This is a genomic window from Streptomyces sporangiiformans (genome assembly GCF_005768555.2).
GTDB lineage: Bacteria > Actinomycetota > Actinomycetes > Streptomycetales > Streptomycetaceae > Streptomyces > Streptomyces sporangiiformans.
The window spans coordinates 66,747-78,059 of sequence record NZ_VCHX02000175.1 but is presented as its reverse complement, the minus strand read 5'-3'; the positions used below and the strand labels follow the sequence as shown (position 1 = coordinate 78,059).

The 11,313-nt window shown below is 71.7% G+C and carries 12 protein-coding genes; 6 read left to right on the top strand and 6 right to left on the bottom strand.

Translation table 11 applies throughout. From position 1 onward, the window contains the following. Positions 1 to 93: 93 nt before the first annotated feature. The 3 genes from FGD71_RS31010 to FGD71_RS31000 all read left to right on the top strand — a co-directional run bounded on the left by FGD71_RS31010 (position 94) and on the right by FGD71_RS31000 (position 2,466). On the top strand, positions 94 to 744 hold the full coding sequence (locus FGD71_RS31010) for a TetR/AcrR family transcriptional regulator (protein WP_119103860.1): 651 nt from the start codon (positions 94 to 96) through the stop codon (positions 742 to 744). 45 nt (positions 745 to 789) lie between these two features. Beyond that, positions 790 to 1,149, top strand: coding sequence for a DUF779 domain-containing protein (locus FGD71_RS31005; RefSeq protein ID WP_119103859.1), 360 nt, complete (start codon positions 790 to 792; stop codon positions 1,147 to 1,149). 93 nt (positions 1,150 to 1,242) lie between these two features. Continuing rightward, positions 1,243 to 2,466, top strand: a complete 1,224-nt coding sequence (locus tag FGD71_RS31000) for a phosphodiester glycosidase family protein (protein WP_240436852.1) — start codon at positions 1,243 to 1,245, stop codon at positions 2,464 to 2,466. A 33-nt stretch (positions 2,467 to 2,499) separates the two neighbouring features. Here FGD71_RS31000 and FGD71_RS30995 read toward each other — a convergent pair whose 3' ends face one another. From FGD71_RS30995 to FGD71_RS30970, 6 genes are all read right to left on the bottom strand, one after another. Next, positions 2,500 to 2,694, bottom strand: coding sequence for a hypothetical protein (locus FGD71_RS30995; RefSeq protein WP_119103858.1), 195 nt, complete (start codon positions 2,692 to 2,694; stop codon positions 2,500 to 2,502). Positions 2,695 to 2,818: 124 nt separating this feature from the next. Continuing rightward, positions 2,819 to 3,679 (bottom strand): phosphatidylinositol-specific phospholipase C/glycerophosphodiester phosphodiesterase family protein, encoded by an 861-nt coding sequence (locus tag FGD71_RS30990; protein WP_119103857.1) that lies wholly within the window; start codon positions 3,677 to 3,679, stop codon positions 2,819 to 2,821. A gap of 181 nt (positions 3,680 to 3,860) precedes the next feature. Next, positions 3,861 to 4,979, bottom strand: coding sequence for an acyl-CoA dehydrogenase family protein (locus tag FGD71_RS30985; protein WP_119103856.1), 1,119 nt, complete (start codon positions 4,977 to 4,979; stop codon positions 3,861 to 3,863). After that, a complete protein-coding gene (locus FGD71_RS30980; protein WP_119103855.1) occupies positions 4,976 to 6,199 on the bottom strand; it encodes an acyl-CoA dehydrogenase family protein in 1,224 nt (407 codons plus the stop codon). Before FGD71_RS30980 ends, FGD71_RS30985 begins: the two co-directional genes overlap by 4 nt. Further along, entirely contained in the window at positions 6,196 to 7,173 is a 978-nt protein-coding gene (locus FGD71_RS30975) for an NADPH:quinone oxidoreductase family protein (protein ID WP_119103854.1), read from the bottom strand. Before FGD71_RS30975 ends, FGD71_RS30980 begins: the two co-directional genes overlap by 4 nt. A gap of 87 nt (positions 7,174 to 7,260) precedes the next feature. Then, complete coding sequence (locus FGD71_RS30970; RefSeq protein ID WP_119103868.1) at positions 7,261 to 7,884, bottom strand: helix-turn-helix domain-containing protein; 624 nt, start codon at positions 7,882 to 7,884, stop codon at positions 7,261 to 7,263. A gap of 78 nt (positions 7,885 to 7,962) precedes the next feature. Here FGD71_RS30970 and FGD71_RS30965 point away from each other — a divergent pair, with 78 nt between their 5' ends. The 3 genes from FGD71_RS30965 (at position 7,963) to FGD71_RS30955 (ending at position 11,295) form a co-directional block, all read left to right on the top strand. Further along, on the top strand, positions 7,963 to 8,952 hold the full coding sequence (locus FGD71_RS30965) for an NAD(P)/FAD-dependent oxidoreductase (protein WP_119103853.1): 990 nt from the start codon (positions 7,963 to 7,965) through the stop codon (positions 8,950 to 8,952). A 340-nt stretch (positions 8,953 to 9,292) separates the two neighbouring features. Beyond that, a complete protein-coding gene (locus FGD71_RS30960; RefSeq protein WP_119103852.1) occupies positions 9,293 to 10,840 on the top strand; it encodes an ATP-dependent DNA ligase in 1,548 nt (515 codons plus the stop codon). After that, on the top strand, positions 10,837 to 11,295 hold the full coding sequence (locus FGD71_RS30955; protein WP_119103851.1) for an NUDIX hydrolase: 459 nt from the start codon (positions 10,837 to 10,839) through the stop codon (positions 11,293 to 11,295). The genes FGD71_RS30960 and FGD71_RS30955 overlap by 4 nt, the downstream gene beginning before the upstream one ends. Positions 11,296 to 11,313: the final 18 nt, after the last annotated feature.

Genomic DNA, 11,313 nt, shown 5'->3' with positions numbered 1-11,313 from the left:
GGCCGGTTCAGTTCTTCTGATCCGGCCGGCCCCGGCCGCCTTCCCCCGGCGGGGCACGAGTGCGGGCGGGACACGAGAGCGAAGGACATCCACATGGCACGCATGCCGTCGGCCGAGCGGCGCCGGCAGTTGACCGAAGCAGCGATCCGCGCGATGACCCGAGACGGTGTCTCCAGGACGACGACCCGGTCCATCGCCGCCGAGGCGGGCGTGTCGCTGAGCGTCTTCCACTACTGCTTCGACTCCAAGCAGGCCCTGATCGAGTCCGTCATCACGACGATCACCGATCACTACGTCACCGTGGTGAAGGAGGCGATCCAGCCGAAGGCCACCCTGCGCGAGACCGTCCGGGCCGGGTTCCAGGCCTACTGGGACCATGTGACCGACAACCCCGGCGAGCACATGCTGACGTATGAACTGACGCAGTACGCACTGCGCCAACCGGGGTTCGAGCACCTGGCACGACGCCAGTACGAGCTGTACTCCGACACCTACGCCGACCTCGTCGAACAGCTCCGCCACACCATGAAGTTCGAACTCCGTGTCCCCGTCCCCGTGCTGGCCCGCTATCTGGCCGCCATGACCGACGGGCTGACGCTGCACTTCCTCGTTCTCGGCGACGACACCACCGCGGCGGGCATCCTGGACACGATCACCGACCACGTCGCCGGCCTCGTCCGCGACGAGGCGGTTCCCCTGCCGCCTACGGCGGTGCAACCTACTTGCAACGTGGCAGGGGGTTGACTGCGTCACGGTCGCGCGACCGCATGCCCTGAGGAGTGATGCACGGTGACCCCACCCGCCCCGCGCGTCGAGCTGACGCCCGCCGCCGCCGAACTACTGCGCCGGCTCCGCGCGGTCCACGGTCCGCTGATGTTCCATCAGTCCGGCGGCTGCTGCGACGGCAGCGCGCCCATGTGCTATCCGGAGGGCGAGTTCCGGACAGGCGACTCCGATGTGCTGCTGGCCTCGCTGGCCGTCGAGGGCATCGACGAGCCGGTGACGTTCTGGATGTCGAGGAGCCAGTACGAGGTGTGGAGTCACACCCGGCTGATCGTCGACGTGGTGGAGGGGCGGGGCAGCGGCTTCTCCTTGGAAGCACCCGAAGGAGTGCGTTTCCTGACCCGTTCGCGTCTTGTCGGGACATAGACCTCGTCACGGCAACCTCCTTGTGGTGAACTCCCCCGTGTTCCTGGCTACTTGAGAAGGCGGCAAAGGCAGCGGACACAGCAGGGGGGCGACGTGACACGCGGACGGCTCAGAACCGCGCTGACGGTTTTCGCGGCGTGGAGTGCGCTGGCCGGTGCGGCCCTGGTGGGGGCTCCACCGGCAGGCGCCGCGCAGGACACCAGCCGGATCGCACCGGGCGTGGAGTACACGGAGTTGGATATCCCGGCTGCCAAGGGGGTGGCCCACGCCCATGTGCTCAGTGTCGATCTCCGCGATCCCCGGGTGCGCGTCGACCTCCTCCATCCCGGCGCGGTGGCGGCCCGCGCCGCCGTCTCACGGCTGGCCGACTCCCGGGGTGCGGTCGCCGGCGTCAACGGCGACTTCTTCAACATAACCGAGACCCAGCATCCGGGGGTCGAGGCGACCGGCGCCTCCGTCGGCCCGGCGATCGCGAGCGGACACCCGCTCAAGTCGGGCGTGCCGGACGGTCAGCGCTTCGGTCCCGCCCTGCCGCCCGGGACGAGCACCAAGGACGTGCTCGGCGTGGGCGTCGACCGCCGGGCCCGCATCGACAGCCTGGCCCTCGACGGTTCGGTCCGCACCGCCGCGGCACGGCTTCCGCTCGGCGGGCTCAACCAGTACGCGCTGCCGGTCGGTTCCGTCGGCGCGTTCACCTCGCTCTGGGGCAGCGTCTCGCGGGTGCGGGCCACATGCGGCACGGACACCGACCGGGCCGCGCCCTGCAGTGCCGACACCCATGAGGTGACAGTCCAAAACGGCCGGGTCGTGGCATCGGCCGGCACACCCGGGAGCGGGCCCATCGCGTCCGGTACGACGGTCCTGGTCGGCCGGGAGGCAGGCGCCCAGCAGTTGCGGAAGCTGTCCCAGGGCGACCATGTGCGGATCCGGCACCGGCTGGTGGCGGCCGCCTCCTGGGTCCCGTACCGGTTCGTGGTCGGCGGCTACCCGGTCCTGAGGGGCGGTGAGCCACTCGCCGGGCTCGACGACGCGACCTCGGCGGTGCGGACCGCGGCGGGCATCGCGGACGGAGGCAGGCGGCTGCTGCTCCTCGCGCTCGACGGGGCACCCGAGTTCCGCACCGGTCTCACCATCGCCGAAGTCGCCGCCACCATGCGACAGCTGGGATCCGTCGACGCCTTCAGCCTCGACGGCGGCGGCTCCACCACACTGGTCGCCCGGGAGCCGGGCGCGGCCGCCGTGAGCGTACGCAACCATCCCAGCGGCGGCGCCGAGCGCCCCGTGCCCAATGGGATCGGTGTTTTCTCCCGGCCGTGACCGGCTCGCTCCCGCCGTGCGGCAGCGCACGGGTCACGGTCTCAGGCTGCCGACGATATCCGCGGTCGCCGTGAGGCCGTTCTGGATGGTCGGCGCCATGCTCGAGCTCGCGAGACAGAAACCGAGCATGACGCAGACCAGGGCGTGGGGGATCTTCAGTGCACCGGTACGCATGAAGACCACCGCAAGGATCAGCAGCAGCACGATCACAGAGATGGAAATGGCCACCGTTCAACCTCCTCCGCCACGCCCACACCGCGGCTTTCGGCCGCAAGTGTGGCGTAGCGGAGGGTTGGTCCGGGCGGCTGACGTGTCCGCCGAACGAGTGTTGACTGGCTGTGAAAGCGCTGGGCTACGCCCGGTCGTGGGTGTCCAGGAACTGCTCCAGCCCGGCGAGATCGTCGGTGTTGAGGTAATCGACGCCGGCGGCCACCAGTTCGCCCCAGAGCGCGTCACGGCCCGGTCCCGCCAGGTCGGGTGTGGCCCAGAAGCGGACCTTCTGTCCGCGCGCGTGCGCCGCCGCGAGGATGCCGCGCAGCTTCTGGCGCTCGGCGGCGGGGAACGTGCCGACGCCCTGCCAGGTGAAGTTGAGCGTCCAGTTGTCGCTGATCAGCGGGATGAACGAGGAGGGTGCCGTGCTGCCGAGGTCGGCGAGACGACCGTCGTAGAAGGCGCGCCGCACGGTCTGGGCCTCCATCGGCGTACGAGCCGCGCGGTCGCCGGAGATCACGGCGGTGACCGGGCCGGGGAAGACCCTGCCGTGTGCGTACGTCGTGAACAGGTGCCGGTAGCGGCGCAGATGACGGTCGAGTTCGAGGTACGTCGACGCGCCCTCGGTCTTGATGTCTATGAGGAGCTGGATCGGCCTGCGGTGGCCCCGGTAGACCGAGCCGTGGTTGGCCTTCACACGGGCGGCTAGCGGGTCGAGGTAGAGGGATTCCAGGGTGCGGGCCGGGTCGAGGTCGATCGGGTCGTGGGCCACGAGGAGCTGGTCACCGACGAGGAAGATGTCGGCCTCGACGCTGCCGAATCGGTGGTCCAGGGCGTCGAGGAGGGGCCTGGGGTGCAGGTAGTCGTTGTGCGCGTGGGCGCGCCACAGCGGGCGCGGGCGGTGCCTCTGCTCGCTCGCCTGTGCGTACGCGGGCACGGCGACGCTGCCCGCGAGGGCGGCGGCGAGGGTGGTGAGGGCTCTGCGGCGGGTGGTGAGGGCCATGCTCTGCCTCCCTGGGATGCCGTATGGGACCTCAGCGAGTATGCGGTCCCTCAGGGGCCATGGAGCAGTGCTGTGCGGGGAGTTGGCCGGACTGCCGCTGTGCGTTCACTTCCGCGGAGCGTCGAAACAGGACATCGAAAAGGCCCGCCCGATGCAGGACGGGCCTTGCTCGAAGCGGCCGCTACAAGGGCGCTGGAAGGTCGACCAGTTCGGCCAGCGCCTCGCGGTGCGCGCCCGCCGAGCCGTACACGAGCGAGTCGGCCTTGGCGCGCTTGAGGTAGAGGTGCACGGGGTGCTCCCAGGTCATGCCGATGCCGCCGTGCAGTTGGAGGGCCTCCTCGGCGGCGTGGACCGCGACGGGCGCGGCGTACGCCTGGGCGACGGCGACCGCCACGTCGGTGTCGGGGCTCGCGGTGGACAGCGCGTCGGCGGCGTTGCGGGCAGCGGCACGCGCGTTGACCACTTCCAGCCACAGGTGGGCGAGCCGGTGCTTGAGCGCCTGGAAGCCGCCGACGGGCCGGTTGAACTGCTTGCGGTCCTTCAGATGGCGGACTGTTTCGGCCAGGCACCAGTCGGCGAGGCCGAGTTGCTCGGAAGCGAGCAGTCCGGCTCCGGCGCGCAGCGCACGTCGTACGGCCTGCGCGGCGTCGGAGGTGAGACGGCGCGCGGGTGCACCGTCGAAGGCGACCGTGGCGAGCGGGCGGGTGAGGTCGAGGGAGACCTGCGGGGTGATCGTGACGGCGGCCGCGTCCACTGCGTACAGGCCGCCGTCCTGAGCGGGCACCAGCAGGACATCGGCGGCGCTCGCGTCCGCGATGCCCGTCAGCTCCCCGTGCAGGGCGCCCTCTTCGTGCCGTACGGACTTGACGGGCGCCCCGGGCGCGGTGGACAGCGCCACCGCCAGCGCGCCGATCGTACGGCCGGACGCCAGCGCGGACAGCAGCTTGGCGGCCTCGTCCCCTTCGCAGGCCAGCAGCGCTTCCGTGGCGACGACGGCACTCGTCAGATACGGCACGGGGGCGACGGCACGGCCCAACTCCTCGAGAACCACGGCGGCTTCGCGATGCGTGGCGCCCTGACCGCCGGACGACTCGGGGACGAGGAGACCCGCGAGGCCCATGCTCTCGCCGAGGGCCTTCCACAGCTCGCGGTCGTGCGGCGCGTCGGACTCCGCACGGGCGATCACGCCCGCCGCGTCGCAGTGGTCGGTGAGGAGGTCGCGTACGGCGGCGCGCAGCGCGTCTTCCTCCTCCGAGTAGAGCAGGTCGGGCTGGGTGCTCTGCGTCGGCTGCGCGGTCATCGGGCGAGGTCCTTCCAGGCGACGTCCTTGTCGGTGCGCGGCTCGGACGGCAGGCCCAGGACGCGCTCGGCGACGATGTTCAGCAGGACCTCGGTGGTCCCGCCCTCGATGCTGTTGCCCTTGGAGCGGAGATAGCGATAGCCGGCGTCGCGCCCGACGAAGTCCACCAACTCCGGTCGGCGCATCGTCCAGTCCTCGTACAACAGGCCTTCCTCGCCGAGGAGTTCCACCTCCAGACCGCTGATCTCCTGGTTGAGGCGGGCGAACGCGAGCTTCATGCCGGAGCCCTCGGGGCCGGGCTGGCCCGCGACGAGCTGCTGGCGCAGCCGTTCACCCGTGAGGCGGGCGACCTCGGCCTCCACCCAGAGCTTGAGCAGCCGCTGGTGGAGGTCGTTGGTGCGCAGTTCGGGGCGCTCGCGCCAGGTCTTCGAGACCGGGCCGATCATGCCACCCTCGCGCGGGATGCGCATGCCGCCGATGGACACGCGCTCGTTCATCAGCGTGGTCTGCGCGACCCGCCAGCCGTCGCCGATCTCCCCGAGGCGGTGGGCGTCGGGAATGCGGACGTCGGTGAGGAACACCTCGTTGAACTCGGCCTCGCCGGTGACCTGGCGCAGCGGCCGCACCTCGACACCGGGGTCGGTCATGTCGCAGATGAAGTACGTGATGCCGCGGTGCTTGGGCACGTCCGGGTCGGTACGGGCGATGAGGATGGCCCAGCGCGCGAGGTGCGCGCTGGACGTCCACACCTTCTGTCCGTTGACCACCCAGTCGTCGCCGTCGCGGACGGCCCGCGTGCCGAGCGCGGCCAGGTCCGAGCCGGCGCCCGGCTCGCTGAACAGCTGGCACCAGACCTCCTCGCCCACCCAAAGGGGCCTGAGGAAGCGGCTCTTCTGTTCCTCCGTACCGAAGCCGAGGATGGTCGGCGCGGCCATGCCGAGGCCGATGCCGATGCGCCGCGGGTCGTTGTCAGGGGCGCCCGCGGCCTCCAACTCGGCGTCCACGACGGCCTGCAGGGAGCGCGGCGCGCCGAGTCCGCCGAGGCCCTCCGGGTAGTGCACCCAGGCGAGTCCGGCGTCGAAGCGAGCCTTCAGGAAGTCGAGGCGGTCGGTGGTGGCGGGGGGCTGCGCGGCCAGCAACTCCTGGGTGCGACGGCGCAGTTCGGCGGCGTCGGGCGCGCCAGCCTTGGGCGCGCCGGCCTTGGTTGCGGCGTCGGTCATGCCGCTCCTCCTTCGGTGAGACCGGGGATCACGGCCACGCGGCCGGTGGTGACGCCGTCGGCGACGCGCTGTACGGCGGCGGCCGCGCCGCCGAACGGTACGTGCTCGCTGACCAGCGGCTTGATCGCGCCACGTGCGGCCAGCTCGGTGAGCCGCTCGTGGCAGTGCAGGATCAGCTTCGGGTTCTTGGTGTTGTAGAGGCCCCAGTGCAGGCCCATGATCGAGTAGTTCTTCACCAGGGCGTGGTTCAGCGCCGGACTGGGAATGGCTCCGCTCGCGAAGCCCACGATCACGATCCGCCCTTCGAAGGCGACGACCTTGGCGGACTGGGCGTACGCCTCGCCGCCGACGGGGTCGTAGATCACGTCCGCGCCCCGGCCGCCGGTGGCCTCCTTCACGGCGCCGATGACGTCCTCGGCCCGCCGGTCGATGACGACGTCGCAGCCCAGCTCCCGGGCCACGTCCGCCTTTTCGGCTCCGCCCACGACACCGATGACCGTGGCGCCCGCGGCCTTGCCGAGCTGCACGGCCGCGCTGCCGACCCCTCCTGCGGCAGCGTGGACGAGCAGCGTCTCGCCGGCTTCGAGGCCGGCGCGGCGGTGCAGACCGAACCAGCCGGTCTGGTAGCCGATGTGCAGGGCCGCGGCCTCGGCGTCGTCGAGCGCCTCGGGCGCGGGCAGTACGGCCGCGGCGTCCGCGATCGTGTACTCGGCGAAGCCGCCGTACGGCAGCGCGGGGTTGGCGATGACCCGCCGGCCGTCCTCGGTCTCGCCGCAGATCTCCACGCCCGGCGTGAACGGCAGTGGTGGCCTGACCTGGTACTGCCCGCGGCACAGCAGCGCGTCCGGGAAGTTGATGTTCGAGGCGCGCACCTTCAGCAGGACCTGGCCGTCGCCGGGCACCGGCCGCGGCACGTCCTCGAGCCGCATCACCTCGCTCGGCTCGCCGTTCTGGTGCACTTGCCATGCCTGCATGCGGGGCCTCCACGGGACTGCTTCGTCTGGTCGGCTGGTCGTGCTCCAGCGCATACTAAGCGGTCGCTTGCCATCCTGGGAACGGGGTCAGCCGTCCTTCCCCTTCCGGGCGGGCCGCGCCCGTACGTGCATCCGCTCCCCCTGCGGCCCGAAGATGCTGAGGAACTCCACCGGGCCCTCCCCCGTCGACCCGAACCAGTGCGGTACACGGGTGTCGAACTCGGCCGCCTCTCCTGCACCGAGCACGACGTCGTGGTCACCGAGCACGAGCCTCAACTTCCCGGAGAGGACGTACAGCCACTCGTAGCCCTCGTGCGTGCGCGGATCCGGCTCCAGCACGCGGGCTGGTTCGAGCACCTTGTAGGCCAGGAGCCCGCCGGGCTGCCGGGTGAGCGGCCAGTGCGTCCGGCCGTGCCGGACGATGGGCTTGGAGCGGATTCGCGGGTCGCCCACTTCAGGCGCGCCGACCAGCTCGTCGAGGGGCACTTGGTGGGCTCGGGCGATGGGCAGCAGCAGTTCCAGGTTGGGTTTGCGCAGGCCGGACTCCAGCCGGGAGAGGGTGCTCACGGAGATGCCGGTGGCCTCGGACAGCCCCGCCAGGGTCGCACCGCGCTCCTTCCTGATCCGGCGCAGCCGCGGTCCGACGGCCGCGAGGATCTCGCCGGTCGCCTCGTGGTCGGCCGTGCCCGACGGTGTCTCGTGCTCACCCATGGACGCCATTGCAGTTTCGGCAAAGGCATTTGTCAATGCCGCACCGATGGGCCGACCTTGTCCGTGGAGGTGGTCACCATGACCGAGAGACACACCGCGGGGCACACCGAGAGGCACACGGAGAAGTACGAAGTGGTCGTCGTCGGGGGCGGCGCGGCGGGGCTGTCCGCCGCGCTCGTCCTGGGACGCGCGCGGCGCCGGGTGCTGGTCGTCGACGCGGGCGAGCCGCGCAACGGGCCCGCCGCGCACCTGCAGGGCTATCTGTCGCGGGACGGGATGCCGCCCGCCGAGTTCCTCGCCGAGGGGCGGCGGGAGATCCGGCGGTACGGGGTCGAGCTGGTCCAGGACCGTGCGGTGGATGTCGGGCGGGACGACGCCGGGGAGTTCGACGTGACGCTTGCCTCCGGGCGGCCGGTGCGCGCGCGTCGGCTGGTGGTCGCCACCGGCCTGGCGGACGAGCTGCCGAAGGTGCCGGGGATCGCCGAGCGCTGGGGGCGGGACGTGCTGCACTGCCCCTACTGCCACGGCTGGGAGGTCCGCGACCAGGCCTTCGGAGTGCTCGCCGCGTCCGCCATGAGCGTCCATCAGGCGCTCATCGTCACGCAGTGGTCGAAGAACGTGACCCTGTTCCTGCACACGGTCGACGAGAACGACATCCCGGACGAGGATCTGCGCAAACTCGCCGCGGCCGGGGTGAAAGTGGTCCCCGGCGAGGTCGCGGGGATCGTCGTCGAGCACGATCAGCTCACCGGAGTCCGCCTCACGGACGGATCCGCACACGATCGCTCCGTCCTCTTCGTCTTGCCCCGTGCGATCCCGCGCACGGGCCTGCTGGAGCGGCTCGGCGCCGACCTCGAAGAGACCCCGTTCGGCGTGTACGCGGCCGTGGACGAAACGGGCCGCACCAGCGTGCCCGGCGTCTGGGCCGCCGGCAACACCACAGGCTTCGCGGAACAGATCGTGAACGCCGCGAGTGCGGGGTACCGGGCGGCAGCCACGATCAATGGCGAGCTGGTGTTCGGCGACATCGAGGCGGCTGCCTCCGGCGGTGGGGCGGGTGCGCTCTAGGCCGGTGGGTGGGTCGGGGTCGTGTGCCGGTGCGTCCGCCCGTCGCCGCGGGGGCGTACTGCCCCGGGTGGGTAAGTCGGTCCGGGTTCCCTGAGACAAGCCCTACGCGACGGGCGATGACGCACCGGCACACGCCCCCTCCCGTGCGTTGGCGACTGCGGGTAAGTGGGGGTGCGCCCCTTCCCCCCACCCCGTGCCCGCGCGTGGCCGACTGGGTGCGCGCCCCTTCAGGGGCGCGGGGAACTGCGCGACCAGCCACAACCGGCCCGCAGCCGAGATGCGGGCAAGACCTGGTGTCGTACCCCGGGCGCCCGGCGTCCTCCCGTTGCACCATGGCTGCATGCTGTTCGCCCGGCTTGCCCGTGTGTCCCAGGAAGTCGCCGCCACCTCGGCGCGGTCCCGGAAGATCGCTCTGCTCGCCGAGCTGTTCCGGGACGCCGAGGCGGCGGAGGCTGCCGTCGTGATCCCGTATCTGGCGGGACGCCTCCCGCAGGGCCGGATCGGGATCGGCTGGAAGGTGCTGAGCCACCCCGTCGCCCCGGCCGAGGAGCCCACGCTCGCCGTGCTGGACGTGGACGCCCGGCTGACCGAGCTGGCCGGTGTGTCCGGCACCGGTTCGCAGGCCGAACGCATGCGGCTCGTCGGGGAGTTGATGGGGGCGGCCACCGCTGACGAGCAGCGGTTCCTGTTCGGGCTGCTCAGCGGGGAGGTGCGGCAGGGCGCGCTCGACGCGGTCGCCGTCGAGGGGCTCGCCGAGGCGACGGGGGCGCCCTCCGCGGACGTACGACGGGCGGTGATGCTGGCCGGTTCGCTGCGGACCGTGGCGCAGCGGCTGCTGGCGGACGGCCCTCGGGCCCTCGACGCGTTCCGGCTCACCGTCGGCCGCCCGGTGCTGCCCATGCTGGCGCACAGCGCCTCGTCCGTGGCTGAGGCGATCGACAAGCTCGGCGCCTGCGCCGTCGAGGAGAAGCTGGACGGCATCCGCGTCCAGGTCCACCGCGACGGTGACGCCGTACGCCTCTACACCCGCACCCTGGACGACATCACCGACCGGCTGCCCGAGCTGACCTCCGCCGCCAGGGAACTCAACGGCGAGCGGTTCATCCTCGACGGTGAGGTCATCGCGTTCGACGAGGACGGGCGGCCCAGGTCCTTCCAGGACATCTCCAGTCGTGTGGGCTCCCGCGTGGACGTCACCACGGCGGCCAGGGCCCTCCCCGTCTCCCCCGTGTTCTTCGACGCGCTGTCCGTGGACGGCCACGACCTGCTCGACCTGTCGTTCGTCGAGCGCCACGCCGCGCTGGCCCGGCTGGTCCCCGAGCCGATGCGGGTGCGGCGCACACTCGTGGCCGACCCCGCGGACGGCGCGACCCGCCTGGCCGCGGAGCGGTTCCTCGCCGACACGCTGAAGCGCGGCCACGAAGGCGTCGTACTGAAGGGCCTCGACGCCCCCTACAGCGCGGGCCGGCGCGGTGCCTCCTGGCTGAAGGTCAAGCCCGTACACACGCTGGACCTGGTCGTGCTGGCCGCCGAGTGGGGCCACGGGCGGCGCACCGGCAAGCTGTCGAACCTGCATCTGGGCGCCCGGAACCCGGACGGCTCCTTCGCCATGCTGGGCAAGACGTTCAAGGGGATGACGGATGCGATGCTGACCTGGCAGACCGAGCGGCTCCGGGAACTCGCCGTCGAGGAGAGCGGCCATGTGGTGACCGTCCGTCCCGAACTCGTCGTCGAGATCGCGTACGACGGCCTGCAGCGCTCCACGCGCTATCCCGCGGGCGTCACGCTCCGCTTCGCCCGCGTCGTGCGTTACCGCGAGGACAAGACCCCGGCGGAGGCCGACACCGTCGAGAGCCTGCTCGCGGCCCATCCGGAGGTCGCCCCGTGAGGCGCAGCGCGGGCCTGCTGCTGTTCCGGCGCACGGCGAACGGTATCGAGGTGCTGCTGGGGCACATGGGCGGACCGTTCTTCAGCCGGCGCGACGTCGGGGCGTGGAGTGTGCCGAAGGGCGAGTACGAGCCCGACGAGGCGGCCTGGGCCGCGGCACGCCGTGAGTTCCAGGAGGAGCTGGGGCTGGCGCCGCCGGACGGCGAGGCCGTGCCGCTGGGCGAGGTCAGGCAGACGAATGGCAAGGTCGTCACGGCCTGGGCGATCGAGGCGGACCTCGATGTGACGACGGTGGCGCCCGGGACGTTCACGATGGAGTGGCCGCGCGGCTCGGGCCGGATCCAGGAGTTCCCCGAGATCGACCGGGTGGAATGGCTCGACGTCGGCCGGGCGCGCGCCGTGATCGTCAAGGCACAGGCGGCGTTCCTGGACCGGCTGGCAGAGCACGTGGGCTGAGAGTGCCCGGAGGGCCGG